We start from the raw sequence: 26,743 nt of genomic DNA, 5'->3' as shown, positions 1-26,743 counted from the left end.
AACCAACCAGTTATTTAATGTGTTTCTATATTAATAAAGATTTGATGATATGACTTCAACCAGTTAAATAGATTTTGACCCAACCACTTTAAGGAGGATACTTTTTATGAGCGCTCCAGAAGAAAAAAAGATGAAAAAGCTTCCTAAGTACATACAAATCATTCAATTTATAAAAGAGAAAATAGGAAATGGAGAATGGCCGATTGGAAGTAAGATTCCAAGCCAGCGCACGCTTGCCAAACACTTTGAGGTGAACAGGAGCACAGTCATTACAGCTTTAGAGGAATTGACGGCGGATGGATTAATCGAAGGCAGAATGGGCAAAGGGACAGTTGTTACGAACAATACATGGACACTTTTGGCTAAGAATTCCGCCCCTGATTGGGATCAGTATGTAACCTCCGGAATCCAGCAGCCAAGCCAAAAAATTGTTCAAGAGATCAATAAATCAGAATCAAATTCCGATCTTATACAGCTCAGTAAAGGAGAACTTTCACATGAGATTTTTCCTTTAGCTGCTATGAAAAAGATGATGGGAAAGGTATCTCAAAACATAGAGGCATTCGGGTATGAGGAACCAAAAGGATATTTGCCTTTGAGAGAGGCATTAAGCGGCTATTTAAGAACAATCGGTATTCAAGCTTCATCTTCTTCCATTCTTATTGTTTCTGGAGCGCTGCAAGCCTTGCAGCTGATATCAATGGGGCTTTTGCAAAGGGGATCGACCGTTTATCTTGACCAGCCTTCCTATCTTTATTCATTACACGTATTTCAATCAGCCGGTATGAAGCTGACTGGAGTTCCTATGGATAATGATGGACTTTTGCCGGAACATATCCACATGGCAAGGGGGGAACGGGGGAGGGCTATTTTATATACAAATCCTTGTTTTCATAATCCGACAGGTATTTTAATGTCAAAAAAGAGGCGAGAAGAAATCCTTGCGGCAAGTGAGAATGCACAGCTTCCCATTATTGAAGATGATATTTATCGTGAGTTATGGATCGATGAAATTCCTCCAGATCCTATTAAAACAATAGATAAAAATGGGCATGTGCTTTACATAGGCAGTTTATCGAAAACATTAAGTCCGGGTTTGAGGATTGGATGGATCGTCGGGCCGGAACCAGTGATTGAACGTTTATCCGACATAAAAATGCAAACAGATTACGGCTCCAGTTCGTTATCCCAGAGAGTAGCGGCAGAGTGGTTTACATCCGGTGAATACCAGCAGCATCTAGAACAGGTGAGAAGTCAATTGGTCATGAGTCTCTTAGAAACCAATTTGAAGAATGTCGCTACATGGAATATGCCGAAGGGAGGATTCTTTGTCTGGGTAAAAATATTGCCTTCACTATCTATGAAATTACTTTATACAAAAGCTTTGACAAAAGGGATACTTCTCAATCTCGGCAGTATCTATGCTCAAGAAAAAGGGAACTATATTCGCTTATCATATGCTTATGCATCTCTTGAAGACCTTCAAAAGGGAATTTATGAATTGGGTTTGATGATTAAGGAATTGGCAAGCAGATAAATATATAATGATTACTTTAATAGAAAGAGACATGCTATCAATGACAAGAATCGGCTTGTTTTCGCGTTTCGCTTTTTCAAATGCTTCTTCTCCCCACGGGTGCCAGTTTACGGGGGTGTGGGCGTGTTGGAGTAAATGGAGACATCTCATCGATTAATCTATTGGGTTTGTTGTTAATTGGCATGGGCTCACCTGCTTTCATGATCCTGGGAAGTTTTCGAGATAAAAAGAGAAAACTCCGGTGATCAAATTCGATTAAGTTAAATGGCGGATTGTTCGCTGACTACGGTTGGGGTACTGGTTTAAAAATAATGAGGAGAACTTGATATTCAAAGAACCGTAAGAGAAAGATTATCTTTAAAACCGTCACTAGCAGAAGTCTTCAAAATTATTTAAGTTAATATGCCAGTTATTGAGATTTGTTTTAAATATGTATTTGAAGGTCAATTTTCTTTATAGTGACTAAGAAATACACTACTTTATAACTGCAATTTATTAATGAAATATTTCCTAAAATAACTTTGATTTTTAATTGTAGATTGATATAATATATTTGTTATTCTTGGCCAAGGATGAGAATATTTACAAATCTTCAAAAAGTGGTGTTATCAATTAAAAAACCTCATATTTTATTATTTATATTAATCTTTACATTAGGTTTTTTTGCGTGCTTTTTATTCATTTTTAAGCATATAGAGAGAAATGGAACAGAAAAAATTAATCATAACCGTGTACAAGAAGTACCGTGGGGGGGTGAAAAAAATCAATGCTGCTTCAATATGGACTTCAAGAGAGAAACAGAAAGTGAAAGTTGCTATATTAGACAGTGGTATTGATAAAGAGCATAAAGATTTAAAAGGGAAAGTTAAAGGAGAATTTAATCCAATAAACATGACTTTAACCTCAGATGATGATGTGGGGCATGGAACTGCTATTGCAGGCATTATAGCAGCTAAAGATAATAGTTTTGGATTAGTTGGAATTGCTCCAGACACTGAAATATATTCAGTTAAAGTACTAAATTCAAAAGGAAAAGGTTCATTAGATAACCTTGTTAAAGCTATAGAGTGGTGTATTGATAATAATATTCAGGTAATAAATTTGAGTTTTGGATTATCCAAAGATAAACCGTTGTTAAGAGGTGCAATTGATAAAGCAGTAAACAGTGGGATCATAATCGTTGCGGCCGCAGGTAACAATTATGGCGGAGATGTTGATTATCCAGCAGCTTATGAAAAAGTTCTCTCTATTAATGCTGTAGATAGAAATAATAAAATAGCTAACTTTTCACCTAAAGGAAAGATTGACTTTTCTGCACCTGGTGTAGATATACCGATACTATCCCTCAATAATGGCTATAAAACTGAAAGTGGTACATCTTTAGCAGCTGCACATGTTACCGGTGTAATATCATTAATTTTACAAAATAGAGATAAATTCGGAATTAATTCAAAAGAGGATATTTATAATCAGGTTAACCATGTATTGTCCAAATTGTCCATCGATCTTGGAAAGAAAGGAAGAGATGAAATTTATGGAAAAGGTTTTTTATCTTTTAAGTAAAGGGGTTAATTTGAATGAAATGTTTTAAAAAGAGTATTGCAGTTATTTTAAGCCTAGTATTAACTTTCACTTTTATTTTACATAATGAATCAAAAGCTGAGGCATTAAACAATAAGGATTACCAAATTGTAACAAACGATGAAGAGAAATTAGTAATCACAGCAGAAAAAGGCGGAGTTAAAGGTTTAATGACTTTAGATAAAGAAAATATGAAACTTTCATTAATAACCGATGAAATTTCGCAGAAGACTGGTGAAAAAGGTAAAGAATATAAAGTTAATATTGAAAATGCTACAAATGAGAAGATAGAAGCAACTTTTACTGATACGGAAACAAATAAAAAATATGAGATTAATTCAGATGAGGTAACAGCTTCTTTTGTTTGGTTTATACCTATAGCAATAGTTATTGGAGAGGCACTTTTAGCGCATTTAATTTCAATTGGATTAGCTGTGACTATTTCAGGAGTGACTTATGTTGCCTATTCTGAGTTTAAGAAGCGTAAAAGAACCTATTCTCATTATATGGCAGTAAGAAAGTCTAAAGGATTATTTATCGGTAATGGTTTGAAAAGACCTGCTGCAATTGCACGCCTTAAAAGGGGTGATGACACTTGGTCTACGTCGAAGAACAATGCCAAATCTATTGCTAAAGCCGCAAGTCCGATTAAAAAAATAGTTGGTCCGGAGATAGATAAAAAGGGTAAAGGTAAACATTATCATTATCACTCGATCTCTAGGTATAAACATGGAAAAGGTGTCCGTATGAAAGCTCATGCTTTCTATGGTGCAGCAAGATAATATAAATTAATTTATAAACATCTAACTTTAAAGTAATTAAAAGATAGGAGAAGGAGGTAACTATGTTAATTATTGATCACAACCCAAAGGATCAGCTGTATTCAGAGTTAATTGATTTGGCTTTCGAAATTTGCGACGAATTTCATTTAGTTTTAAGAAAAGATATGGGATCTTTAAAATCATTCGATCCTCTGTTAAAAAAACTTGAAAGTTCGTTGAAAGTAATGAAAGAGCAATCAGAATGGGCCAGTACTATTCTAGGAGACAATCAAAAAGCAAAAGTTTATTACTATTATACAGATGAAAACGCAAAAAACATTCTGAAAGAATCCGCAAATTCTTTATATGCTTGGGAGCAGCCACATTTACCAGAAGACTTGTCTTTTTTCAAAGATGGAAAGGAGTGGTTGGTAACATGCTCTCATGAAGAAGAAAGTTATATCGATACTGAAGATGATAAAGAAATACAAAGAATATTGAGTATACCAGGATTCAAAGTGCATTTTGAAAAATGGGATTAAAATCATTCAACTTTTTATAAAAGAGTTGCATGGTTTTTAGTGAATAATAATATATATAAGTAAGGAAACCGTATAGAATGGTTTCCTTACTTATTAAACTAACATTATTCAATTGGGATTTTTCTTGTTTATTTCTTGACTAATACATATTGTTTATCTTCCAAATAGAATATATGACTAAGGTGATTTATATCTTTAAACTTTATATGTTTTCCAAATTGTAAAGTATTTAAATTGATAACTACATCCATACTGTCATCTTTATCTTCATCTTCATATCCATCTAAGCAGGAATATATTTCAACTGATTCACCTTTTGACAAGTGTTTTTCAATGAAAAGAAAAAGTGATTTAATAGATTTACGTTGGCCAGGTGTATTGTTGGCGTGTAAGTACCCTTGTAATTCATATATATAAGGATGTGTGAATTTGTTTCTGACTGCTTCATATCCAGGATCTAAATGAACAATATCAATTCCGTATGCATCTTCTTCTGTGTCATAAACCTTTACAAGTGAATTTTCGCTATTCTTTCGATTTTTTTTAAATTGAGAGCGTTTGTTGACATCAATTCCTTTTATTTCTAGTTCGGAGATGGGCTTAAGTGTAGGATTCCTGCCATACTCACCAATAGGAAGTTCTTTGTCAGCCCCAATAAAATGATGTAAAGTCAATCTCTTTCCTCCTTTATTTTATACAACTAAAATACTCAATCTGACTTTGGATAATGAGATCTTTTTTGTTGTGTCTAACTATGATACTCCGTGTTTGCTTGCCTCATCAAGGCTTGATAATGTTTGGAGGCTGAAGATGGATGATGTGACTGATTTTTAGGCACAAGTTTTTCTTTAGGGAAAGAGGAACCGAATTGAATTAATTTAATTGTTATATTGTCGACGCATACTCCATCAATGTCCATTTAGATTGTATGTTTACAGCTGCAGCTTTTTCTTCGACTATTTCTAACGTTCTTTCAAGTTGATTATATATGTATCCGGAAAATTAAGTATACCGTTTGACCAATTCCAGCGTTATGAAGGTTTCGTTGCCAGAATACCAACAATTGAAGAAAAATTGAAGCAGAATAGCATTAAATCTACTCTGCCGGATGCAGCGCCAACAAATCTGCATTGGGTTCTTCCTCAATATGTAACAGAAGCAGTGGAGGAATTTTTAAATCATTTGTCTTTATTATCTGAAGACCTAATTAATGGTGATACCTTACTGCACGCTCCGGTATGGGAACTATGCTGGGATCGTGTTCAAGCAGAAGAGGGTCTTCGTACCAATGTACCTGGATTCTATGTTGCCGGAGATGCCATTGGATGGGCACGCGGAATTATTCAAGCAGCGACTACTGGAATCGTTATTGCAAGAGATATTCTTAATGGTAAAAAACCTTGCGATAAGGAGCTGACATCTACTGTCTAAAAGGAGGACTAACAGTGGAAAAAACAGAGCACCCAAGAGTGGGAGTCGGAGCATTTATTCTGAATGAGGAACAGGAATTACTATTAGTTTTACGAAAGAAGGACCCCGAAGCTAATCATTGGAGTATACCCGGCGGTAAAGTTGAGTGGATGGAAAAGGCAGAAGATACAGTTATCCGTGAAATAAAAGAGGAAGTAGGGGTCACTATTCAGGTTGATTCTTTACTTTGTGTCACAAACCATATTTTACATGATGAGGAGACTCATTGGGTATGTCCGACGTATCAATGCAGTATTCAAACTGGGACTGTAAGAAACTGCGAGTTAAATGCAATAATTGATGTTGGCTGGTTTTCTCTTCAAAATTTGCCTGATCCCTTAACGTTAACTACTAAAAATGCTTTAGAGAGTTATCTTAATAAATTTGAAAGTCAGAGAAAATAAAAATGCATACAATTCTATTCGATTTAGATGGAACCTTGGTAAATAGTGAATGGTTGGCAAAAGAGGCTTATAATCATGGAATTGAAACAGTATTAAAGAGAAAATTAACGAATGAAGAGAGAGAGTCTCTTGTCGGTAAGCCTATTGCGGTTTTTTTGAGAAGATTTCCAAACGAGGCAGAGCAAATACGTTCCTCGATATTGCAGTATTTCGAAAATAAAATCCATCAAATCAGACCGTATCCGGGTGTTATCTCTTTGCTGGAAAGTTTAAGTGAAAGAGGATATGGTTTGGTGATTGTGACCTCACAATTGAAAAAATTTGCTTATGGCGAGTTAATCAATAATAAATTAGATGGGTTTTTTAAAGTCGTTCTCACGGCTGAAGATTGTGATGAGTACAAACCGAGTCCTAAGCCATTACTAACAGCGATAAATCACTTACATGCAGATGTAAGCGATTGTTTATATATTGGAGATCAAATGACAGATATTGAGGCAGCTCATGCTGCTGATATGAAAAGTGCGGGCGCATTATGGGGAGAGGGGAATCTTACACACTTATCTGCAGCTTCACCGACATACTTTGTAAAAGAGCCCCAACAACTTCTTCGCATTCTGCAAGACAACAACTATTCCGCTGCTTTTTAACATTCTCACATTAAAGGATTCAGGATAAAAAAGCCGCCGACAAAGCGGCTTTTCTTAAGTTAAGATGCCAAATATAAAAAAAGGCTAACCTCTGCTCTCCTTGTTTTATTCAAACTTCAATCTGTATGGCTATGTCTTTCCTAGAGGCACATAGGCTTGGTTTTTGAAGAGTAAATCTTTTTTGTTTTCGGTTGATCATATGTAAAAGCGATTATTTTAATCGCTTTTTGATACTTCAAAACATGCTAAGCTTTGACCTCTTTATCAGTAAGCACTCTTAAAGCATCTCTCACTTTTAAGGCGAAGTTGACAGGTTTATCAATCGATTCGAAATGAATATACATCAGTCTCGGTTTATCAAACAGCCAGTGATTGTGAAGTGACGTTACAGTCAGATCATGTTTCCGAAGGACGCTGATAAATGGATTGATTTCTTTTTGCAGAATGACAGTTTCTCCGCTGCAAAGAGCACGGCCGTCTTTTGTCATTGATTCAAATGAAAACATTTGCGGAATGAGCAAAAATGATCTTCCGGGCCGTCCCAGTACAACCGGTTTTATATTCGTTCGGGATCTCATTACTGTACAAATTCCATTTTAAAACGTATGCATGGTTCCGCCTAGAATATCGTTGAATTCGTCACAAAGACCATGCCGTTCAATCATTTCCCCGTCAGTTTTTGGTACCGCACGCACAGTTTTAGTAGTTAGAACTCTCAGGGCCTCTCTCACTTTTCTTGCAAAATTGAGAGGTTTATCAATTGATTCAAAATGCATAAACATCAGACGCGGTTTATCAAACAGCCAATGGTTATGAACGGCAGTTACGATGATACCGAATTTGCGCAGCTCACTCATTAACGGGTTCACTTCTTCTTGCAGTAAAACAGTCTCACCTAAACATAAAGCTCTGCCTTCCCGATCCATGCTTTCAAATGAAAAGGCCTGAGGAATAAAAGGAAATGCCTCGGCTCTTCTTCCGAGTACCACCGGATGAATGTTGCTTCGAAATCTTGTCGCCGTACATACGCCATTTACGACACTGGGCGTTGAATTGAGAATTCTAGCAAATTCTTTGCAGAGCCGTGATGGCTCCATACTCGTTTCTTCCACTTCATATCTCCTCCTGGGAATCTATTTATAACGTACTTAGTATTAAAGATATGTGAAGATAGAAAAAATGTAACGCGTCAGCAGTCCATATTAGAGAGAATCAGCCTTTCTTGCATAATTCAGGATTTCATTCCCTTTTTATAACCTCTTTAACTGTTAATTTTTAATAGATTAAAAGCTTTTGATCGGACTATTTTAAGAAATGAAAACGTTATAAATTGGTAGTTTTATTCCGGCTTTGATTTTTTTGTGGCGGCCATTTGTGACAAGCACCGGCTGCGCACACATACCTTTTAATTTGAGTTTCAGGCTAAGAAAAAAAGCCTTTATACAAGGCTTTCGGTAAATAATTCATACAGCCGTTTGGCTGCTCATTCAGTGACAGCTCACAGCTCTTTTGTCATCAAGACATGCGGGATGCCGTCTTCCATAAATTCCGGTGAATCTGTCTGATAGCCCAGTTTGTGATAAAAGCCTTCCGCATGTGTTTGTCCATGCAGTTTACATTGGGTGATGCCTTTTTCTTTTACCATGTTTTCTAATTCGCTTATGATGACTTTGCCCAACCCGTATTTGCGGTAAGGCTTCAGGATGCAGATTCGTTCGAGCTTGCCTGTATGGTTTACGATGCGGACGCGTCCTGTGCCGGCAGGCTGATTTTCATGATAAACCAAGACATGCCCGCACTGATCCTCAAGCGTATCGAACTGATCAAATTCATCGGATTCAGGTACTTGCTGTTCCTCAATGAATACTGCTTTTCTAATCTCAAGCGCTGCTTGTAAATCAATTTCATTTGTTATCCTTTTTATCTGCATGATCAACCAATCCTTTTCACATGTTAGTCTGGACTGCACGGCTTGCTTGTGTTCTTATAGAAGTAACGATAAAACAATTATATTGCAAATGCAACAAAAACATGAAGGGTTTGAAAAGATATGACTGATATTTTGCGGGAAATCGGCATGATCGCACGGGCATTGGATTCCATCAGCAATATTGAATTTAAGGAATTAGACTTAACAAAAGGGCAGTATCTCTATCTTGTGCGTATATGTGAAAACCCGGGAGTGATACAGGAAAAAGTGGCGGAAATGATTAAAGTTGACCGAACAACAGCGGCGAGGGCAATCAAAAAATTGGAAATACAAGGGTTTATTGAAAAGCGTCCTGATGATCAAAATAAAAAAATAAAAAAACTGTTCCCGACTGAAAAAGGGAGAAAGGTTTATCCGTTATTGCAAAGAGAAGGAGAGCATTCTGCGGAGGTAGCCCTGTCCGGCTTTACATCTGAGGAAAAAGAAACCATTTTCGGACTTCTTCAGCGGGTGAGAAAAAATATAGAACATGATTGGGAATATGTGAAGAAGGGGAATAAAAGAGATTATTGATGGTTATTAATTCCTTTTGGTGAATGATTAAAGTCATAAATGGATACGTTATCTGTGACATCTCCTTCCTCGGTTCCTGCTTCAACATAGCCGATAGGCTTATTTTTAACGAAAAGTATCAATTATGGTATATTTAAATAAGAAAAAATAATTGAAGCGGGGAATGATATGAGTACAATCGAAAAACAAAGACGTAAGAAATTCAGAGCGAAATCAATCGTACGGGCCATCATGGTCATCATCGGCGGAATTATTGCCGCGTATGGACTGGAAACCGTATTGATTCCGAATAGTGTATCTGACGGCGGTGTAACCGGACTCAGCATTGTCGGTTCACAGCTGTTTCATTTGCCTCTTGGGATCTTAATTGCGGTGATCAATATACCGTTTGTCTGGTTAGGATATAAGCAAATCGGGAAAGGTTTTGCGTTTCTATCAATTATCGGTATTGTCTCACTTGCCGCGGGCACGAGTTTTTTCCACCACACACCGGCTATCATTGAGGGAGACACCCTGTTAATCACCGTTGTCGGCGGGATTATTCTCGGCTTTGGAATGGGATTGGCATTGCGCAACGGCGGCGCCTTAGATGGAATTGATATGCTGGCTGTGCTTCTGTCACGGAAATTGCCGTTTGGCACGAGCGACCTCATTTTATTTTTAAACATGTTTGTGTTTATTTTTGTTTCTTTTGTATTCGGGCTGCAAGGCGCATTGCTTTCCGTCATTGCTTACTACATTGCATCTAAGGTGATTCATGTGGTTGAGGAAGGCTTAAGCGGCTCTAAAACATTTCAGATTATCACCAATGAGCCTGCATTAATGGTAGAGACCATTCGTGAAGAATTGGGCCGGAGCGCTACTTATAAAGAAGCATACGGCGGTTTTTCTCATGAAAAATTCCAAGAAATCACATGTGTCATCAACCGTTTGGAAGAAACCAAACTGAAAGAAATTATTAATGACATTGATAAACAAGCCTTTGTGACGGTATATGATGTCGCAGAAGTAAAAGGCAGTAATTTCAGAAAAGTCCATAATCATTAAGAAGCGAGCTGCCGTTAATCGGCAGCTTTTTTTGATAAAGGAGAAAAAACTTGCAAAAATAGAATGACGGCTGTATATTATTGATATATCAAACATTGACTAGTCAATTAATTGCGCAAAAGAAAGTGGGGATGGGTTTTGACAGCATGTTGTTCAGAGGAAGGCGAGATTTTATATCAGCTCCAATCACTGCACAAAGTGATCGGCACGAAGTTTGAAGCGTGCACCGGAATCAGCCAATCCCGCCTTGAGCTTCTCGCCGTGCTTTTTTACGTCGATGAGATCAGCCAAAGCGATCTTCAGAAAAAGGTGAATATTGATGGCGCAGCCGTGACCAGACACTTGAAACAGCTTGAAGCCAAAGAAATGGTCACAAGAAGGCGGAAGCCCGAGGACAACCGAATTATACTTGTCCGGCTTACTGAACAGGGGCGGGAGAGAATCGAGGCTTCCAAAAAGGAGAAGGAGCGTTTCATAAAGGAAATGCTTGCCGGTGTCAGCGAGGAAGAACGCAGTATGTTAAAAAACGTATTGTCACAGATGCAGAATAATATAGAAAATATGAAAGCATAGGAGTGTTTTACACATGAAAACAGAACTGAAAACAAACGACTTTATGGACATTATGAAAGGGCGCCGTTCCATTCGGAATTACGATCCGGCCGTAAAAATCAGCAAAGAAGAAATGACTCAAATCCTGGAAGAAGCAACGACAGCACCGTCTTCAGTCAACGCGCAGCCGTGGCGTTTTCTCGTCATTGACAGCCCTGAAGGAAAAGAAAAACTCGCGCCGCTTGCCAGCTTTAACCAAACACAAGTCAGCACATCATCTGCGGTGATCGCGGTTTTCGCAGATATGAACAATGATGACTATTTAGAAGAAATTTATTCGAAAGCGGTCGAACTGGGCTACATGCCGCAGGAAGTAAAAGACAGACAAATCGCTGCGTTGACGGCGCACTTTGAAAAACTTCCGGAGCAAGTGAACCGTGAAACGATTCTGATTGACGGAGGACTCGTTTCCATGCAGCTGATGCTTACGGCACGCGCGCACGGCTATGACACAAACCCGATCGGCGGCTACGATAAAGAAAAGATCGCCGAGGTTTTCGGAATGGATAAAGAGCGTTATGTACCGGTCATGCTGTTATCAATCGGAAAAGCGGCAGACGAAGGATATGCTTCCTACCGTCTTCCTATCGAAACAATCGCACAATGGAAATAAGGTTGAAGTGAAGCTGAGAGGAGAGGGACAGTGGACATAATTGCGGCTGTTTTCGTCGGAATTGTAGCTTTAGAACATATATTTATCATGATACTTGAAATGTTTTTTATCAATTCGAAGGCAGCTAAGCGGTCCTTCAAATTGCCGAAGCATTTAGAAGGTGATCGGAATGTGGCGGTCATGTTTGCAAATCAAGGTCTGTATAATGGATTTCTGGCTGCCGGTCTCATTTGGGGGCTGATCCTCGGAGCTGATCCGATGGGCTATATGATTCAATTGTTTTTCGTCATCTGTGTGGTCATCGCGGCCATTTTCGGAGGCTTTACTTCAAACAAATCAATTATCGTAAAACAAGGACTTCCGGCTGTTTTAGCGCTTATTTTTCTTTTAGCGGCGTAGCAGACGGAGTGAGGGCTTCCGGAAAGGAAGCCCTCTTTTTTTATTCTGTTTTGAAAATCATTCCTTATATGCATCAGTTTCATGCAAACTAACAATTAGAAGTTATAGATCGGGTAACGTATGATAAGTGAAAATAACAAATCGCGGAGGCAATCAATGGATTGGCATCAGATTAATTATTTTCAGACAGTGGCGCAAGTGCAGCATATTACACAGGCAGCAAAACAGCTGTCCATATCTCAGCCCGCTCTCAGCCGTTCGATTTCAAAGCTTGAAGACGAGCTGGGCGTTCAGCTTTTTGATCGCAAAGGCAGGAATATTTATTTGAATCGGTACGGGAAAATGTTTTTGCATCGTGTGGAACAATCTATCAGACAAATTGAAATCGGTAAGCAGGAAGTGTGGAATGAAATCCATCCCAACAGCGGCACAATTTTATTGTCTTTTTTGCCGTCGCTTGGCATGAGTATGGTTCCGGATGTGATCAGCTCGTTTCAACACATGTATCCTCATGTCAATTTTCAGTTGACCCAAGCATCAAATCAGCAGATTATCGAGCAATTAACGTCAAGAGAAGTGGACATCGCATTGACTTCGCTTCGTGATGAAAACGATGAGGTGATCTGCCAGCCGCTTTTAACAGAAGAGTTATATTTAGCCGTTTCTGCTGAACATCCGCTCGCCTCATATGATGAAATTGATTTGAAAATGGCGGAGCGTGAACCGTTTATCTCTTTTAAAGATACAAATGTTCTTCACGGCATGATTAAAGAGTTGTGTGAAAAAGCGGGATTTTCACCGGATGTCGTATTTGAGGGAGAAGATATTGTGACAGCTTCCGGGTTAGTCGGCGCTAAACTGGGGGTGTCTCTTATCCCTGACTTGCACGTTTTTGATAAAACAAAGGTCAAACTTCTCAGTGTCACCAATCCGATCTGTGAAAGAGAGATTGGTTTGGCTTGGAGGAAAGACGGCTATTTATCGCCGGCAGCAGAGAATTTTATAGCGTTTATTCAAACCCGGCTTAACAGAAAAGGGGGAAGATAAATGACTTACATTCGCCGCGGCACACTTCAATTCAAAAAGGTAAACTTCGCTTTGTTTGCTGGCGGATTTTGCACGTTTGCCATCCTTTGGGGAACGCAGCCGCTGCTGCCTGATATCGCAAACGATTTTCACCTGTCACCGGCGGTTTCAAGCTTAAGCCAATCAGCGGCAACGATTGCTTTAGCCATCAGTCTGGTATTCGCCGGTTTTTTATCAGAAATGTACGGGCGGAAGCAGATAATGGGCGTGTCATTATTTGCTGCATCCATCCTAGCCGTTCTCACAGGGTTTGTTTCGGACTTTCAGCTGCTCGTCGTTTGCAGGGCGCTGCAGGGAGCCGCATTAGCGGGGCTTCCCGCCGCGGCAATGGCTTATTTAGCTGAAGAAATTGAGCCGGACAGCTTGGGAATGGCAATGGGGCTTTATATCAGCGGAAACTCGATTGGCGGCATGACGGGACGCATCATCAGCGGCTTTCTGACGGATTCCTTCAGCTGGCATTCGGCTTTGCTGACGATCGGCCTCATCAGTTTGCTGGCAAGCATTATCTTCTGGACGATCCTTCCTGCCTCTTCTCATTTTACGCCCCGGACATATAAAAGAAACGACATTTTCACCTCATTTTACCGTCAATACAGGACGCCCGGTTTCGGCTGCCTTTTGATCATCGGTTTTTTATTGGAAGCCGGCTTTGTATCTTTATATAACTATATCGGTTTTCAATTGATGAAGCCGCCTTATTCACTAGGCCAAACGGCAGTCGGGTTTATTTTTCTCGTATACCTTGTCGGAACGTTCAGTTCAACGTGGATGGGCATGTTAGCAGACAAATACGGCAAAAGAAAAATCCTGCCATTCTCATTGGTGATTGTCATGATTGGTGTCTGCATTACTTTATCTGCTGATATAGGGATCATGATTTTAGGAGTTGCGATTTTCACATTCGGCTTTTTTGCGGGCCATTCGATCTCCAGCAGCTGGGTTGGCGAACTGGCCGTCCGCGATAAGGCACAGGCCGCGGCCTTATATTTGTTTTCCTATTATGTGGGAGGGAGCATCGGGGGGACTGCAAGCGGCGCTTTCTATCACCAATTCGGCTGGGGCGGCATTGCCGTCATGATTACGGCGCTTTCTGCCGTTTCAGCAGCCGTTTCAGTCTGGCTGGGATTATTGACGAAACGAAAAAAAGATAAACACCAATAGGCGTTTATCTTTTTTGAATTACAGATAAATGCTTACCGCAGAATAGATGAGCAGCAGACACATCACGATGCGAAACGCTTTATCGTGTTTCTCAAAGAGATGTTTAAAAACAGAGCCGAACGCCGACCACAGCAGTAAAGCCGCCCAGCCCAGGAGAATAGCCGACGCGAGCCAGAACGCAATCAATGGATACGTGTGCTGAAATGGCAATATAAAAGCGCTCATTAAGGTTAAAAAGAATAAAATACTCTTTATATTGATCATTTGAAACAGAAATCCCGATAGAAAAGACGATCGGGTTTTTTCAGAATCGCCTTTTGATGCTTTGGGCAGCGAGATCTGCCAAGCCAAATAGAGCAAATAGACGGCTCCGGCAATTTTAAAGTAAGGTTCCACGACGGGAATCCAATGATAAACACTCATTGTGAACAGACCGCTGAGAATGCCGAGCACTGCAAATCCCGTCAGGATGCCGCCGTTAAAACGCCATGAACCGATAAAGCCGGCTCTGCGCGCTTCATTCATCATTAAAATATTGCTCGGTCCGGGTGTAATAGATGTCATCAGGACATAAGAAAGAAAAGCTATGATACTCATTAAATCACCTTCATTTGCTAATGTGATGGAACCGTTTTTTATTGTATGATAAGAATAGTTATAAATAAAATTGAAAAATAAAATCGCATTATTGATTTTTTCGATACATCTTAGAGGTGAATTCATATGGAGATCAGACATCTTATTACATTTCAGGCCATTGTAGATAAGGGAAGCTATACAGGGGCCGCGGCGAAGCTGGGATATACGCAGTCGACGATTACGACTCATATTCAGGCGCTTGAACAGGAGATCGGCGGCGCATTATTTACGTACGAAAAAAGGCGTCTGAAACTGACGCCTTTAGGGAGAGAGCTGATACCGTTAGCCGAGGATTTACTTTCCGCCCATGACAAGATCAAAAATATGCAAAGCATTCACGAGGTGAAGGGCGTTTTAAAAATTGCTGCGCCGGAGTCTTTGACCATTTCCAGACTGGGGCCGATTATCAGAGAATATTCCATGAAGTATCCGAACGTCAATATCATATTGAGCAACGGAACATGCGGGCAGAATCAGGTGGAATTAGTAAGCGGCCGCGTGGATATCGCATTTATGGTGTATCCGGAGATACAAATGGAAAAATGCATACATCATTCTTTATTGGAGGAACGCATCGTCCTCGTGGCGGGCAGTGACGCACCGGAACATTTTGACGACTATCAACAAAGCGGCAAGCACTTTTTTATTACAAATGAAGAAGGATGCAGCTATCGGACTATGTTTGAACGATTTCTCGTCAAACATGATATCAGTCATTTACAAACAATGGAATTGTGGAGTATAGAAGCCATTAAGCAGACGGTGATGAGCGGACTCGGTTTCTCCGTTTTACCTTATATTACGGTAAAAGAAGAGGTAAAAGCGGGGAAGCTGAAAATTCTTCAGCAGTCTGAGCCGTTCGAGCGGCTTTATTCTCATATGCTGGTCAAAAAGAAAAAATGGCAGCTTCCGGCCGCTGAAGCTTTTGTGTCGCTTGTTCTTGAGTCGTTTTGTGATAAATAATGTTTAGGTTAATTTGAAAGCCGATGCCTGCGCGCATCGGCTTTTGTTTTTGTCCGGAATCTTAATGACATTTTCGATGTCAGCCAGCTTTGACTCCATACCTATCTTTTTTAAAAAAAAGAGAGCTGATCAGCAAATATGGTATGATTTACATAATCAGGGAGTGAGAAGATGAATATGAAGAGGGCATATTATGCTATTTTATACAGCCAGACCGCTATCAACTTGGGGTTCTCACTTTATACGATGGCTGTTATCTTGTTTTTGTTTACAAAAACCGGTTCGACGGCGATGGCCTCTCTTATGACGTTCGTCAGCATTGTATGTCGTGTATTGGGCAGCGCCGTTTTGCCGCTGGTCACCGGCCGGTTCACGCTTCGGTCTTTGTTAATCAGTTCTCAATTGATACAGATCACACTGTTAGTCTGTTTGTTTTTTGTCATCCAAACCGGTTCATCTGCATTCTTTTTTCTGCTGTTTTGTCTGATCGGAGGCATTTCTTTTTGCAACGGATGGTTTGCTCCGATAAAAAGCGCGCTGATTGGGGAAATCATTCCTCCTGATCGAAGGGCGAAAGCGAACGGTTTATTATCTGCGGCGGATCAAACCGTTCAGTTTGCGGGGTGGTCTCTCGGCGGCGTCATCATAGCGTTCTTGGGAGAGAGCGATACAATGATCGTCACTGTCATGTTATTGGTTTCTTCGGTTTTGGGCATCATTCTGTTTCTTCAAGTACGCATGTGTGCGCCGGCAGCAGTCAGGGAACGTTCCCTTTTTGCAGATGCGGCAAGCGGCTGGGTGTATTTATTTCAGCAAAAACAGCTCAGGGTTCTCATTGTGATGGATGTGATCGAATCGTGGGCAGGCATGATATGGATCGGGTCTGTGTCCTTAACTTATGTGCATGACGTCCTTCATAAAGGAGAGGCTTGGTGGGGGTATGTCAACGGAGTCTATTATGCGGGGACGATGATCGGCGGACTGATCATCTATAAGTTATCCGGTAAGTTTCAGCATCATCTCATTCCGCTTATGCTGACGGGAGCGTTGGCATATGGAATGTTCACGTTTATTTATGGGTTGATCACAAGCGCCGTTGCGGCCCTTTTTCTGGTGCTGTGTATGGGGCCGGCTTGTGTATTACGAGATCTCACGCAGGAAACATTACTTCAAAACATCACGACCGAAAAGACACGGGTCAATATATTAGCGGCGAGATCAGCTTTAGTTCAGTTCATTTTTATGTTTTCCATTATCGGAACGGGGGTTATCTCGGATGTATTCGGCGTGCGGTTTATTTATATTGGCGCAGGCCTCCTCTTATTAATTTCGGCTTTTATCGGATTTTCTCAGCTGCGAATGAAGAAGATGGTACAAAGCCGCATGTAGTTTAGTTTAATTAGGAACGTACGTTCTTTATCGAGAGAGGAGAGGGTAATGTGGGACATCTGGCACTGCAATTGTATGATTATCATCTTTGGGCAAATCAGCAAATATTCACCCGGCTTAAAGAGCTTCCGGAGGATGTGTACCGTAAGGAGATTCAAAGTGTCTTTCCGTCGATAGCCGGTGTATTGACTCATGTGTATCTGTCGGATAAGGGGTGGTTTGATGTGTTCTCCGGAGAGCGTCTGGAGGATACGCTGAAATCAGCTGAACAGCAAAAAGAGGACATCTTGTCTAAAGAGATAGAAGAGCTGGAAGATATGTTCTCGGAATTATCAGACCGGTATCAATTATTTTTGCAAAAGGAAGAAAATATCAGTCTCCCCCTTGAAATAGAGCATCCGTCAGGTGACATCATGAAAACCGCAGCGGCCGATATGATCCTCCATGTTGTGAACCACGGAACGTATCATCGCGGGAATATAACAGCCATGCTCAGACAGATGGGGTATGCTTCTGTGCCGACGGATTACGGTATTTATTTATATATAAACAAAAAGTAAACAAGACAGCCAATGCGGCTGTCTTGTGATATCAGTAAAAAAGCCAAATCATATGAGTGATTTGGCTTTTTCGTTTGCTATGCCATGTTCTGCAGCCGTTCTAAACTGTTTTTCCAATTCGCTTCAAGCGCTGTAAAAGCAGCGGCGGCATCTTGCTTTTCTAATGCGTGAATGATATCAGAGTGTTCATTATATGATCTGTTTAAAGCGTCGTTTTCACTGAAATAGCGGATTTCCATTCTCTGAATTTTGACTTTCAGGCTTACTAGCAATTTGTGAAGTTCGGCGTTGTCCGCAAGCAGAATGATGCGATGGTGAAATGCATTGTCCGCTTCCAGGATGGCCGGTTTATCGCCGTCTTTCATCATTTGAAGAAGATTTTCATTCAGCTGTTTCAATTCCTGAATCACGGCATCGTCCACATGCGGGAGAGCTTGCTGCAATGCGAGTTTTTCAAGCGTCCAGACGATGGAATACAAGTTTTCCGCTTCTTTTAACTCAATCGGAGCGACAAGCGTCCATCTGTTCGCTTTTGTTATCACCAAGCCGTCATCTTCCAGCCGCAATAAGGCTTCCCGTATCGGGGTGCGGCTGATTCCCAATGTTTCCGACAAATCCTTGTCCTTTAACTTTGTTTCCGGTTTGAGCTTGCCCGTTATGATCCAGTTTCTGAGTGTGCGATACACTTCGTCCCGCATGATGGTTCTTTTCAGCACAGGTTCTTTGTTTTGATTATCCAATGGAACACCTCATGAATCGTAGTATACATATTTGCATTTTACCACAGTCCGGCCGCTGGTTAGAAATGAAGAGGGACGTCTAAGAATGAATCGAACCGAGATGCTTCATCTCAATATGCTGAAAGTCAGCGGATCCGCCTTCAGAAAAGAGCGTGATTCCCTGATCTTCATGTTTTGGGAACACTTCATTTGTCAAAACGGTTTTTCCGTCGTCTGCAAATACTTCAATACTTGTTTTATCCACGAGAATTTTCAGATGGACGCGCCCTTTGTTTCCGTCAAATGGGGCTTTGCTTTCGGCGTATGCACCGGTTTTATCAGGCTGGTCTGTAAACGATCTGTTCACATAGGCATAGCCATCTTCTGCCGAAATACCGACATCGATATGCCGACTTTGGTCTGCTGATTCTCTGAGTCTGACGCCTGCATTTTTGATATCTGACCAAGCGATATCCATATCAAGCTGATATGTATCACCTTTGATCGGCAGTGTTTCTGAACCGTTCACCTGTTTGTGTTCTATGCTGTCAGTTGAAGAGGTTAATTGGTTCAATGCTTCAACCGGTTCTGACACAAGGCTGTATGTGCCGCCATCCTGCTGCTGAAGGCGGATTTCACGGACGATAGAATCCGTACCGTTAAAGCCGTTTTTTAGTGTCGGTGTTTCATTCGGATAATCCCAATTGTTCATCCATGCCAGCGCATAGCGTTTTGTCAGCGGATCTTCGCTATTACCGTCCTCAAATGTGACGCCGCCGTACCAGTCAAAGCCGTAATCGAGCCATTGCGGTTCTTCTTGATCGGCGGAAAATTCCTTCCCGTCAAAGTTTCCGGTCCAATACGCGTACGTATTCGGTTTGCCTGCGGGTTTGCCGTTTGCGCTTGCGCCCAGAACCCACTTGGCTGTTCCGTCATCTGCACGCATCATATAAAGGTCGGGGCATTCGACGAGGCCGATCTGCTGAGTGATAAAACCGCCCGTGTATTTCCAATTTTTTAAATCGGGTGATTCATAAAAACCGATTTTTTCGCCTTCGGCCATGGCCATCACCCATTTGTCATCCTGTTCATCCCAGATCACTTTCGGGTCCCGGAAATCCTTAGTTCCCGGGTTTTTCATCACGGGCTGATCACTATAGGAAGTAAACGTTTTTCCTTTATCCGTGCTGTACCATAAATATTGTTCCTGGGCTTTTGTTTTGGCTGTCGGCTGCGTTGTGACGGCGACCAGCGCGTTTTTGCCGAAGCCCGCCGTGTTGTGCTTGTCAATGACGACAGAACCGGACCATATATCGCCGTTTTCGTTGGTGTATTTCGGAATAGCCGTGCCTTCGTCCGTCCAGTGCACCAAGTCCTCTGATACGGCGTGCCGCCATTCTGTGCCGTTGCCGTTCGGGTAATCCCGATTATAAAGATAGTAGTAATGATATTTCCCCTCGAAAAAAATGGGCTTTTGAGGGTCGTTTTTCCATTTGTCCGGGGTCGTAAAATGATACGCCGCCCGGTAATTCTTCTTATGCTCCGTGTTTGTGTCAGAGGAATTGTGGGTTTTGTTCGGCAGTAAGCCGACAAACAGGAACGCACCCAAAAAGATCAATATTGCAATGGGCCATTTTCGTACCATGATTGAATTCACCATCTTGTTGAGAAATAAAAGAAAATGCCAATGAAGTATCGGCATTTTCTTTTTGTTGTTATTAGTTGTTAACCGTAAGCTGTCCTTGTTCAAGGATGCTGTTTTTGACAACGGATGTTTTCTTGTTTTTGATGTTCAATAAGAAGCTTGGCGCAAATGTTGCCTTTTTATCCTCAAAGAAGCCTCTGTTTGTCATGTAGCTTGTGATCACGACATTGTTGCCTTTGGCTTGCGGCACTGCGAAGTGAGAGTAAGTGAACGTCACATCGTTAGGATCAAGACCCATTTGCAGTACAAGACCAGTTTTGTTCAGCGGCTTGTAAGGACCTGTTAAAGAGTTTGATACATAACCAAGCATGTAAATATCGTTTGAGTTAATACCGGCGATCGTCATTTTTGAACCGCGTGAATCAGTGAACAGGTACCATTTGCCGTTCATTTTGAAAACATTCGCGCGCTCGATTTCATCAGTTACCGTGTTTGAAGTGATCAGCGGCTTCATGACTTTTTTCAATGTGTAGTCATCGTTTAACTCTACGATACCGAGGGCGCCGTTCGCTAATTCAGCATCGCGTTTTTTAGCACTTTGCTGAAGCTTCTGACTTTCTTTACGGAAGAAGTTTGTGCTGCCGCCGTAGTACGCTTTGTTAAATAAAGATTCTTCGCCTTGGTATCCGTTATCTGTTCCCGTGTTGGCTTCGAATACAAGGTATTTATGGCCTTTGTCTTCAACGTAGTGCGGGTCTCTCAGCGTGTGGTTGTCGCCGGATGTATAGTTCCCTTCATCGATAAACTGCTGAACGTTCTGGTATGTTTTTCCGTCGCCGTCAAAAATCGTTTTATGATCTTCCACTCCGTTGATCTTGAGCGTGTCATCAGATTTTGACACATTTACCTGTGCCGTTGTCAGGCTTTGTTTACCGTAATGTGTACCGGAAAAGTCAGTGTAGAATAAACGGATTTTTCCGTCAGATGTAAAGGTTGCAGAACCGGACCATTCTTGTGTCTGTTCTTTCAGGATTTCATCGTTGGCGTCGAACTTATCGCTGTCTTTAAAGACACGGCCCGCGTTTTTCCAGCTGTCGATCGAGTTGTCGCCGACTTTTTGATAAAACATGTAGATGGATGTGTCATCAGCGTCTTTCGGGCTTCCCGCTAAAGCAAACACGACGTGATAGCCGTTGTATTCAGCTACTGTTCCGTCAGCGTTTTGGAGCGGCCAGCTGTCCCACACATCCAGTCCTTTTGCGGACTCGATATTTTTAATGGTTGATTGGTCGAATTGAGGCACTTGGTATTTTTCACTTTGCTGCTGTTTAGGGATCTGCAGCATATCATGGCGTGTGATATGAGAGACGCCGTACGTTTCTTTGTAAGGTTTTTGGGTATTTTCTTTCGCGAAGGCTTGAGTCGCTCCCCCTGCCAGAAGTGCAGTCGTAAAAGTTAGAACTGTGGCTTGTTTTGCAAATTTTTTGATGTTCATGTTCATGTCTCCTTTTGTATGTACCTTTTTTTGCGATCTGCCGATTCGATCCTCCTGCATCCATGGATGGCAGGTTTGTTACAGAAAAAAGACCTAAAATATGTAAGGGGTGACGCCAAAGAATACACTTTGCCCTTAACACATTTTAGGTCTTGCCTGCTTTATCAGTAACAATCCTGCATGATTTACTTGTCGACATCATTCTATTAGAGTCTGATTCTATTGACAACTGGTCTATTTTCCTCTTTTGGATGATAGTAAAATGAAAAAAGACCTTTTAATTTATGGGTAATTGAGACTAAGGTGTGCTCTGAGCCTAGGAAAAAACCTCTCTAAAAAAGAGAGGCTATTTTTTCTTGATAGATAATAAAGCGATGGTGGCTAAAATCAGCAAAGTACCCAGCCATTCTGATATTCCGAAGGGAACATGCAGCCAGATAACAGCTAAAAAAGCTGCCGACAGCGGCTCCGCACAGGCGAGCAGGCTGGTTTCAGAGGCACTCAGATATTTCAGGCTTTCCAAGTAGCAATAAAAAGCGATGAGCGTCCCGAAAATGATGATAAACACAATCGCAGCATATGCCGGCAAGGACCACTCGCCTTCAAATTTCCAGGGCGGGCGGATCAAGCTGAGGGCGGCTCCGCCGATCAGCATGCCCCATCCGACAATAATGGCCGATCCCCATTTCTTCAGCAGACGATGCGGCTGAAGGGTGTAAAACGCCAGTGCAAACGCCGAACTGATGCCCCAAAAGACAGCCAGACCGGATATGGACAGGCTTCCGACATTCCCGTGCGTGACCAAAATGAATGTGCCGGCAACCGCCAATAAGACGGCGAGAAGCTCTTTTGCTGAAGGTATTCTCTTTGCGCGAATCGCTAAAAAGCATGTAATGATCGCTGGCCCTAAATACTGAAGAACGGTAGCAGCGGCCGCGTTGCCGTACTCAATTGCCGCGAAGTAGGTGTATTGAACGCCTAACATTCCGAAAACCCCGAATAAAAGAAGGGGAATTCTGTCCCGTCTGTCTTTCCAAACAGCCCATATCCGTCCTTTTTCTTTGCGGTACGCGATGCCGAGCAGAAGCGCCCCTGACGCCAGAAGGCGCACCGAAGTCAGCCATTCTGTATTAAAATGGCGGTGCTGGAACAGATACTGGGCAACCGTTCCTGAGACCCCCCATAAGATAGCTCCTGTCAGCACAAGCCAAATGCCTGTTGTTCGTGAATAAGAAAGAGCAGCGTGTTTTTCCAGGATAGACACCCCCGATTCTGACGTTGTGATATTAACTAACAATAATTAGGAAAATGAACGTCTTCCATGTGATATATTATATATTGTATATTAAATTCCGTCAAAATGATTTTCGGGGAAAAGCGCTTACGAAACGGCCATCTGATGAATGAGCAATAAAAAAACACCCCGGCGGGTTTCCGGGGTGTGTTGGTTATTCTGCAATCGCGTCTGTTAAAACAGGGACGACTTGTTTCTTTCTGGATACGACGCCTTTTAAAAGAGCCGTGTTGTTTTCTAAAGTCACGTTGAATGCTTTTTCCACTTTTGGCGCTTGATCACCGATGGCAAGCGCAAGGGAATCGTTTTCCAGAATATCCGTAATCACGAGAAGGAACAGGTCAAGGTTCTTCTCAGCAATTACTTTTGAAAGAGCCGCTTCTAATTCCGGCTGACGCTTTTTAACATCTTCAATATCAACTGTGTTGACTTGGGCGATTTCGACTTTTTTGCTGCCGAGCGTGAACTCTTTCGCATCAAGAGAAATCAGTTCTTCCACAGTTTTTTTGCTTAAGTCGGCGCCCGCTTTCAGCATGTTTAAGCCGTACTCTTCCGCATCTACGCCGGCAATTTCAGCAAGCTCTTTTGCCGCTGCGATATCTTGCTCCGTGCAAGTCGGAGATTTAAATAACAGAGAGTCGGAAATGATTGCTGACAGCATGAGGCCTGCAATTTCTTTCTCGATTTTCACGTTATTTTCTTTGTACATTTTGTTTAAGATCGTAGCCGTACAGCCGACCGGCTCAGCACGGTAGTAAAGAGGTTCCGCTGTTTCGAAGTTGGCGATACGGTGGTGGTCGATAACTTCAAGAACCTGAACGTCTTCGATATCCTTGATGCTTTGCTGGCGTTCATTGTGGTCAACAAGGATGACGCCGTTTACTTCGTTTGCGGCTGTTTCCACCAAACGCGGGCTTTCCTGCTTGAAATAATCAAGCGCGTATTGTGTTTCGCCGTTGACTTGTCCAAGGCGGACGGGCTCAGCATTGAAGCCGAGTTTATTTTTTAGATCAGCGTAGGCAATGGCAGAGCAAATGGTATCTGTGTCTGGGTTTTGATGTCCGAAAATAAGAATTTTTTCCATGATAACTCCTTGTCCTTTTTTGTAGTGTAAACAATCTTTTTATAGTTTAACACGTCTTGAGGAGGGTGTAATCTTCAAAACCTTAAAAATTGATGTGAAAAAGAAGCATTTTTGTTGAGAGGTGGGGAGGGTTGCGAGTAAAATACTGGGTAAGTCAGATGCTAATCAGCATATAGTATCAAAAAAGGTACTATGGAGGATGAAAAATGAACATATATCCGAATAAAGAAGGTTGTCCGGTTGAACTGACGCTTTCCGTTATCGGCGGAAAGTGGAAGGGTATTTTGTTTTATCATATGATCGGCGGAAAAAAGCGGTTTAATGAGTTTCGGCGCATTTGCCCCAGCATTACGCAGCGTATGCTGACGCTTCAGCTTCGCGAGCTTGAGGCGGACGGCATCGTGCATCGCGAGGTATATCAGCAGGTGCCTCCAAAGGTGGAGTATTCTCTTACCGAATTCGGCAGGTCGCTGGAACCGATCGTTTTGCAAATGAAGAAATGGGGAGATGCCAACAGGGAGTTTCTCGAGGCATACCGGGAAAAAACGTCTCCTCAAGATCAGTCCGCTCAAAAATAAGAAGCAGCAAAGGATTAAATTCCTTGCTGCTTTTTTTTATTTCATCGCGATGGCCTTTCTGGCGTTGCGCACGTCATTCTTCAGCAATTCGCTCAGGTTGTAAGCCGGATATTGACCGCGTTCTTCCATATACTCAAAGACCATTTGATGCCACTTGATGGCCGCGTTTAAGTGCTTGACGAAGACGTGTCTTAATTGAGGTGTGGCCGTCTCTGTAATGGCTCCGGCATAATTGCGGACAGATGTTTTGGCCAGAATGAGCAGGCCGCCGCTGTAAAAGGAGGAATCAGCGCGCTCTTCTGTTTCATCCTCACGAAAAGCGGGAGCTTCAGGGAAAAAAGGAAGCAGTTCACGCAGATTTTGTTCCAGCGAATGGATGGAAAATCTGTAAAGCTGTTTTAATCTGGCATCGCTTACGTCCCGCTCTGTTCTTTTTAATTTCACAAGTCCGTTTGCCTGGAAAGCCACTAACTCATGCAGTTCTAACGTTTCATGCCATGCTAATGTTCTCCGCTCAGTCATGGTGTAAGAATCTCCTTTATCCTTCATTTTCACTTTCAGCATATGCCCCGGTCCCGATGTTGTTCCTGATGTTTTGAAGTTTCCAGAAAGGGAAACTCAATGTAAAGGAAATACGAAATAGAGGTGAAACTATATGTGGGACATGATAAAGAACTTCTTCCTTTTCAGCAGCGGGGTTTTGCAGGCGACCACTCTCTTACTTATCGTTATCGTCTTGTTATATGTACGAAAAACCAAAAAGAAAAACAGAGATACTTCTGGTTTCATGGATGATCAGGATCACTGATACAACGGGCATTCTTTCACTGGGATGTCCGTTTGTCTGTTTTCATGTTTCACATGGAACATTGCGGCTGTCCGCGCTCATTTTACTTGCGATTTCGACTTATGTTAAAATATATACGTGTATTTTGGAGAGTTTATGGAAAATTCAGGTCTTGAAAGAGACATTGCGGCGTCAAAAGAGCAGTCGTCTAAGCTGCTCTTTTCTATTCGTATGTTCGAATGATACAAGGTTTGAGGTGAGTAAGTGAAAAATACAAGGGCTCTAATAGAAGGCGCCATTTTGATCAGTATTTTTGCAATCATTTCCCTTTTGGTCGTGTACCTCCCTTTACTGGGGGCAATTCTTCTCTTTGCTTTGCCGCTGCCGATCATTCTTTACACCATTCGGCACGGTCTGAAGTCCGGGGTATGGATGGGGCTTGCCAGCCTTCCTGTCAGCTTTATTGTAGGTTCGTTTACCGGGCTTACAGGCGCTTTTACGGCGGCCTGTATGGGAATCGCCATGGGATATTATTTTAAAAAGAAACAGCCCGGCTATGCGGTTGCTGCCGGCGCTATGGCGTATGTGTTGTGCGGCGTCGTTTTTTTTGTGGTCAGCATCGTGTTTCTTAATATGAATGTGGTTGATACCGCCATGTCCCAGCTTCGGGAGTCGCTGTCTTTAGCAGAAACCATGTCAAAACAGCTCGGTTACGGAGACCAGTTCGGGAAGCAGATCAAGCTGATGGAAAGTCAGCTGAGCACGGTTCAATATCTTTTTCCGACAGTGCTCGTATTGACCGGCATCGTTTTTTCTTTCCTCAGTTATGCGATGGCAAGGCCGCTTTTACGGCGATTTTTCCCTGATCTTCCGAAGATGAAGCCTTTTAGAGAGCTCAAACTCCCGCAAAGCGTTGTCATTCTGTATTTTATTGTGACGATATTAGGGTTTCTGCCTTTAGAAAAAGGGCATATGCTGTATTCGGTTTCATTGAATGGGGGATTTATTCTCAGCTTGCTGATTTGTATTCAAGGATTAGCGTTTATTTTTTTCTATTGCCGCGAAATGGAGATGCCGAAAGCCGTTCCTGTATTAGCAATTGTGCTGGGGGTGCTTTTTCCGCTCATCTTGTCCGTGTATCTCCTCTTAGGCATCATTGACATAGGCTTTAACATAAGAAATAAGGTGACGCGAAATTGAGTGTGACTTACAGGTGGGGAG

General features: G+C 41.8%; 29 protein-coding genes and 2 pseudogenes. 20 read left to right on the top strand and 11 right to left on the bottom strand.

Annotation, left to right across the window (positions count from 1 at the left end; genetic code table 11):
• The first annotated feature begins 106 nt into the window (after positions 1-106).
• Positions 107-1,537 (top strand): aminotransferase-like domain-containing protein, encoded by a 1,431-nt coding sequence (locus NYE50_RS21660; protein ID WP_224988718.1) that lies wholly within the window; start codon positions 107-109, stop codon positions 1,535-1,537.
• A 42-nt stretch (positions 1,538-1,579) separates the two neighbouring features.
• Here the strand turns inward: NYE50_RS21660 and NYE50_RS21655 are convergent.
• A pseudogene (locus NYE50_RS21655) lies at positions 1,580-1,721 on the bottom strand (DUF255 domain-containing protein); the annotation flags it as partial.
• A 518-nt stretch (positions 1,722-2,239) separates the two neighbouring features.
• Between NYE50_RS21655 and NYE50_RS21650 the strand changes: the two are divergent.
• From NYE50_RS21650 to NYE50_RS21640, 3 genes are all read left to right on the top strand, one after another.
• Positions 2,240-3,100: a S8 family peptidase gene (locus NYE50_RS21650; protein ID WP_254240888.1), complete on the top strand. Its 861-nt coding sequence runs from the start codon at positions 2,240-2,242 to the stop codon at positions 3,098-3,100.
• A gap of 14 nt (positions 3,101-3,114) precedes the next feature.
• On the top strand, positions 3,115-3,900 hold the full coding sequence (locus tag NYE50_RS21645) for an SAR2788 family putative toxin (protein WP_224988720.1): 786 nt from the start codon (positions 3,115-3,117) through the stop codon (positions 3,898-3,900).
• 62 nt (positions 3,901-3,962) lie between these two features.
• The gene (locus tag NYE50_RS21640; protein ID WP_094296154.1) at positions 3,963-4,421 is read left to right on the top strand and encodes a stage III sporulation protein AH; all 459 of its coding nucleotides are present in this window, start codon (positions 3,963-3,965) and stop codon (positions 4,419-4,421) included.
• A 128-nt stretch (positions 4,422-4,549) separates the two neighbouring features.
• Here NYE50_RS21640 and NYE50_RS21635 read toward each other — a convergent pair whose 3' ends face one another.
• Positions 4,550-5,095 carry a hypothetical protein gene (locus NYE50_RS21635; protein ID WP_014419372.1) on the bottom strand — a complete coding sequence of 182 codons (546 nt, stop codon included), beginning with the start codon at positions 5,093-5,095 and terminating at the stop codon, positions 4,550-4,552.
• 304 nt (positions 5,096-5,399) lie between these two features.
• On the opposite strand from NYE50_RS21635, the gene NYE50_RS21630 reads away from it, so the two are divergent.
• From NYE50_RS21630 to NYE50_RS21620, 3 genes are read left to right on the top strand one after another with little or no spacing between them, the layout of a single operon-like run.
• Complete coding sequence (locus NYE50_RS21630; protein ID WP_103526405.1) at positions 5,400-5,852, top strand: hypothetical protein; 453 nt, start codon at positions 5,400-5,402, stop codon at positions 5,850-5,852.
• A 14-nt stretch (positions 5,853-5,866) separates the two neighbouring features.
• Complete coding sequence (locus tag NYE50_RS21625; RefSeq protein WP_014419370.1) at positions 5,867-6,295, top strand: NUDIX domain-containing protein; 429 nt, start codon at positions 5,867-5,869, stop codon at positions 6,293-6,295.
• A gap of 2 nt (positions 6,296-6,297) precedes the next feature.
• On the top strand, positions 6,298-6,945 hold the full coding sequence (locus NYE50_RS21620) for an HAD family hydrolase (RefSeq protein ID WP_094296156.1): 648 nt from the start codon (positions 6,298-6,300) through the stop codon (positions 6,943-6,945).
• Positions 6,946-7,190: 245 nt separating this feature from the next.
• On the opposite strand, the pseudogene NYE50_RS21615 reads toward NYE50_RS21620, so the two are convergent.
• Both NYE50_RS21615 and NYE50_RS21610 read right to left on the bottom strand, forming a co-directional pair.
• A pseudogene (locus NYE50_RS21615) lies at positions 7,191-8,057 on the bottom strand (DUF1259 domain-containing protein).
• Between the two features lie 386 nt (positions 8,058-8,443).
• Entirely contained in the window at positions 8,444-8,875 is a 432-nt protein-coding gene (locus NYE50_RS21610; protein ID WP_159353674.1) for a GNAT family N-acetyltransferase, read from the bottom strand.
• 120 nt (positions 8,876-8,995) lie between these two features.
• Here NYE50_RS21610 and NYE50_RS21605 point away from each other — a divergent pair, with 120 nt between their 5' ends.
• The 7 genes from NYE50_RS21605 to NYE50_RS21575 all read left to right on the top strand — a co-directional run bounded on the left by NYE50_RS21605 (position 8,996) and on the right by NYE50_RS21575 (position 14,369).
• Entirely contained in the window at positions 8,996-9,448 is a 453-nt protein-coding gene (locus tag NYE50_RS21605) for a MarR family winged helix-turn-helix transcriptional regulator (protein ID WP_029973037.1), read from the top strand.
• 168 nt (positions 9,449-9,616) lie between these two features.
• Positions 9,617-10,495: a YitT family protein gene (locus NYE50_RS21600; RefSeq protein ID WP_032870851.1), complete on the top strand. Its 879-nt coding sequence runs from the start codon at positions 9,617-9,619 to the stop codon at positions 10,493-10,495.
• Between the two features lie 111 nt (positions 10,496-10,606).
• Positions 10,607-11,068 (top strand): MarR family winged helix-turn-helix transcriptional regulator, encoded by a 462-nt coding sequence (locus tag NYE50_RS21595; RefSeq protein ID WP_169510223.1) that lies wholly within the window; start codon positions 10,607-10,609, stop codon positions 11,066-11,068.
• A 13-nt stretch (positions 11,069-11,081) separates the two neighbouring features.
• A complete protein-coding gene (locus NYE50_RS21590; RefSeq protein ID WP_014419365.1) occupies positions 11,082-11,720 on the top strand; it encodes a nitroreductase family protein in 639 nt (212 codons plus the stop codon).
• A gap of 30 nt (positions 11,721-11,750) precedes the next feature.
• Positions 11,751-12,119: a DUF1304 domain-containing protein gene (locus NYE50_RS21585; RefSeq protein ID WP_224988722.1), complete on the top strand. Its 369-nt coding sequence runs from the start codon at positions 11,751-11,753 to the stop codon at positions 12,117-12,119.
• 156 nt (positions 12,120-12,275) lie between these two features.
• A complete protein-coding gene (locus NYE50_RS21580) occupies positions 12,276-13,166 on the top strand; it encodes a LysR family transcriptional regulator (protein WP_060562278.1) in 891 nt (296 codons plus the stop codon).
• Positions 13,167-14,369: an MFS transporter gene (locus tag NYE50_RS21575; protein WP_060562279.1), complete on the top strand. Its 1,203-nt coding sequence runs from the start codon at positions 13,167-13,169 to the stop codon at positions 14,367-14,369.
• A gap of 18 nt (positions 14,370-14,387) precedes the next feature.
• Here the strand turns inward: NYE50_RS21575 and NYE50_RS21570 are convergent, their stop codons facing one another.
• Complete coding sequence (locus NYE50_RS21570; protein WP_080131007.1) at positions 14,388-14,966, bottom strand: LysE family translocator; 579 nt, start codon at positions 14,964-14,966, stop codon at positions 14,388-14,390.
• A 126-nt stretch (positions 14,967-15,092) separates the two neighbouring features.
• Here NYE50_RS21570 and NYE50_RS21565 point away from each other — a divergent pair, with 126 nt between their 5' ends.
• From NYE50_RS21565 to NYE50_RS21555, 3 genes are all read left to right on the top strand, one after another.
• Positions 15,093-15,971: a LysR family transcriptional regulator gene (locus NYE50_RS21565; RefSeq protein ID WP_159353673.1), complete on the top strand. Its 879-nt coding sequence runs from the start codon at positions 15,093-15,095 to the stop codon at positions 15,969-15,971.
• A 171-nt stretch (positions 15,972-16,142) separates the two neighbouring features.
• Positions 16,143-17,360: an MFS transporter gene (locus NYE50_RS21560; protein WP_159353672.1), complete on the top strand. Its 1,218-nt coding sequence runs from the start codon at positions 16,143-16,145 to the stop codon at positions 17,358-17,360.
• A 50-nt stretch (positions 17,361-17,410) separates the two neighbouring features.
• Complete coding sequence (locus tag NYE50_RS21555; protein ID WP_021494616.1) at positions 17,411-17,920, top strand: DinB family protein; 510 nt, start codon at positions 17,411-17,413, stop codon at positions 17,918-17,920.
• A gap of 77 nt (positions 17,921-17,997) precedes the next feature.
• On the opposite strand, the gene NYE50_RS21550 is transcribed toward NYE50_RS21555, so the two are convergent.
• From NYE50_RS21550 to NYE50_RS21530, 5 genes are all read right to left on the bottom strand, one after another.
• Entirely contained in the window at positions 17,998-18,660 is a 663-nt protein-coding gene (locus tag NYE50_RS21550) for a GntR family transcriptional regulator (RefSeq protein ID WP_159353671.1), read from the bottom strand.
• A 79-nt stretch (positions 18,661-18,739) separates the two neighbouring features.
• Entirely contained in the window at positions 18,740-20,284 is a 1,545-nt protein-coding gene (locus NYE50_RS21545; protein WP_159353670.1) for a glycoside hydrolase family 32 protein, read from the bottom strand.
• A gap of 73 nt (positions 20,285-20,357) precedes the next feature.
• Entirely contained in the window at positions 20,358-21,779 is a 1,422-nt protein-coding gene (locus NYE50_RS21540; protein ID WP_159353669.1) for a glycoside hydrolase family 68 protein, read from the bottom strand.
• Between the two features lie 346 nt (positions 21,780-22,125).
• Positions 22,126-23,043 carry a DMT family transporter gene (locus tag NYE50_RS21535; protein WP_318248548.1) on the bottom strand — a complete coding sequence of 306 codons (918 nt, stop codon included), beginning with the start codon at positions 23,041-23,043 and terminating at the stop codon, positions 22,126-22,128.
• Positions 23,044-23,227: 184 nt separating this feature from the next.
• Entirely contained in the window at positions 23,228-24,157 is a 930-nt protein-coding gene (locus NYE50_RS21530) for a manganese-dependent inorganic pyrophosphatase (protein WP_159353667.1), read from the bottom strand.
• 206 nt (positions 24,158-24,363) lie between these two features.
• On the opposite strand from NYE50_RS21530, the gene NYE50_RS21525 reads away from it, so the two are divergent.
• Entirely contained in the window at positions 24,364-24,735 is a 372-nt protein-coding gene (locus NYE50_RS21525) for a winged helix-turn-helix transcriptional regulator (protein WP_007615010.1), read from the top strand.
• 36 nt (positions 24,736-24,771) lie between these two features.
• Here the strand turns inward: NYE50_RS21525 and NYE50_RS21520 are convergent, their stop codons facing one another.
• Positions 24,772-25,257, bottom strand: coding sequence for a spore coat protein (locus NYE50_RS21520; RefSeq protein ID WP_007407913.1), 486 nt, complete (start codon positions 25,255-25,257; stop codon positions 24,772-24,774).
• Positions 25,258-25,390: 133 nt separating this feature from the next.
• Between NYE50_RS21520 and NYE50_RS21515 the strand changes: the two genes are divergently transcribed.
• Positions 25,391-25,543: a hypothetical protein gene (locus NYE50_RS21515; protein ID WP_004393059.1), complete on the top strand. Its 153-nt coding sequence runs from the start codon at positions 25,391-25,393 to the stop codon at positions 25,541-25,543.
• A 243-nt stretch (positions 25,544-25,786) separates the two neighbouring features.
• A complete protein-coding gene (locus tag NYE50_RS21510; protein WP_159353666.1) occupies positions 25,787-26,722 on the top strand; it encodes a YybS family protein in 936 nt (311 codons plus the stop codon).
• Positions 26,723-26,743: the final 21 nt, after the last annotated feature.

Origin of the sequence: Bacillus sp. EU55, from assembly GCF_038005925.1 — a bacterium.
Classification (GTDB): Bacteria; Bacillota; Bacilli; order Bacillales; family Bacillaceae; genus Bacillus; species Bacillus velezensis.
Note: the sequence above shows the minus strand (reverse complement) of the source record. Positions and strands in the feature narration are given on the sequence as shown.

What these genes read in the sequence shown, in the direction of transcription:
- NYE50_RS21660 (WP_224988718.1), top strand. Translation starts at nt 107, where the DNA reads ATGAGCGCTCCAGAAGAAAAAAAGATGAAAAAGCTTCCTAAGTACATA.
- NYE50_RS21650 (WP_254240888.1), top strand. Translation starts at nt 2,240, where the DNA reads ATGGAACAGAAAAAATTAATCATAACCGTGTACAAGAAGTACCGTGGG.
- NYE50_RS21645 (WP_224988720.1), top strand. Translation starts at nt 3,115, where the DNA reads ATGAAATGTTTTAAAAAGAGTATTGCAGTTATTTTAAGCCTAGTATTA.
- NYE50_RS21640 (WP_094296154.1), top strand. Translation starts at nt 3,963, where the DNA reads ATGTTAATTATTGATCACAACCCAAAGGATCAGCTGTATTCAGAGTTA.
- NYE50_RS21620 (WP_094296156.1), top strand. Translation starts at nt 6,298, where the DNA reads ATGCATACAATTCTATTCGATTTAGATGGAACCTTGGTAAATAGTGAA.
- NYE50_RS21610 (WP_159353674.1), bottom strand. Translation starts at nt 8,875, where the DNA reads ATGCAGATAAAAAGGATAACAAATGAAATTGATTTACAAGCAGCGCTT.
- NYE50_RS21605 (WP_029973037.1), top strand. Translation starts at nt 8,996, where the DNA reads ATGACTGATATTTTGCGGGAAATCGGCATGATCGCACGGGCATTGGAT.
- NYE50_RS21600 (WP_032870851.1), top strand. Translation starts at nt 9,617, where the DNA reads ATGAGTACAATCGAAAAACAAAGACGTAAGAAATTCAGAGCGAAATCA.
- NYE50_RS21590 (WP_014419365.1), top strand. Translation starts at nt 11,082, where the DNA reads ATGAAAACAGAACTGAAAACAAACGACTTTATGGACATTATGAAAGGG.
- NYE50_RS21580 (WP_060562278.1), top strand. Translation starts at nt 12,276, where the DNA reads ATGGATTGGCATCAGATTAATTATTTTCAGACAGTGGCGCAAGTGCAG.
- NYE50_RS21575 (WP_060562279.1), top strand. Translation starts at nt 13,167, where the DNA reads ATGACTTACATTCGCCGCGGCACACTTCAATTCAAAAAGGTAAACTTC.
- NYE50_RS21570 (WP_080131007.1), bottom strand. Translation starts at nt 14,966, where the DNA reads ATGAGTATCATAGCTTTTCTTTCTTATGTCCTGATGACATCTATTACA.
- NYE50_RS21565 (WP_159353673.1), top strand. Translation starts at nt 15,093, where the DNA reads ATGGAGATCAGACATCTTATTACATTTCAGGCCATTGTAGATAAGGGA.
- NYE50_RS21560 (WP_159353672.1), top strand. Translation starts at nt 16,143, where the DNA reads ATGAATATGAAGAGGGCATATTATGCTATTTTATACAGCCAGACCGCT.
- NYE50_RS21545 (WP_159353670.1), bottom strand. Translation starts at nt 20,284, where the DNA reads ATGGTACGAAAATGGCCCATTGCAATATTGATCTTTTTGGGTGCGTTC.
- NYE50_RS21540 (WP_159353669.1), bottom strand. Translation starts at nt 21,779, where the DNA reads ATGAACATCAAAAAATTTGCAAAACAAGCCACAGTTCTAACTTTTACG.
- NYE50_RS21530 (WP_159353667.1), bottom strand. Translation starts at nt 24,157, where the DNA reads ATGGAAAAAATTCTTATTTTCGGACATCAAAACCCAGACACAGATACC.
- NYE50_RS21525 (WP_007615010.1), top strand. Translation starts at nt 24,364, where the DNA reads ATGAACATATATCCGAATAAAGAAGGTTGTCCGGTTGAACTGACGCTT.
- NYE50_RS21520 (WP_007407913.1), bottom strand. Translation starts at nt 25,257, where the DNA reads ATGACTGAGCGGAGAACATTAGCATGGCATGAAACGTTAGAACTGCAT.
- NYE50_RS21515 (WP_004393059.1), top strand. Translation starts at nt 25,391, where the DNA reads ATGTGGGACATGATAAAGAACTTCTTCCTTTTCAGCAGCGGGGTTTTG.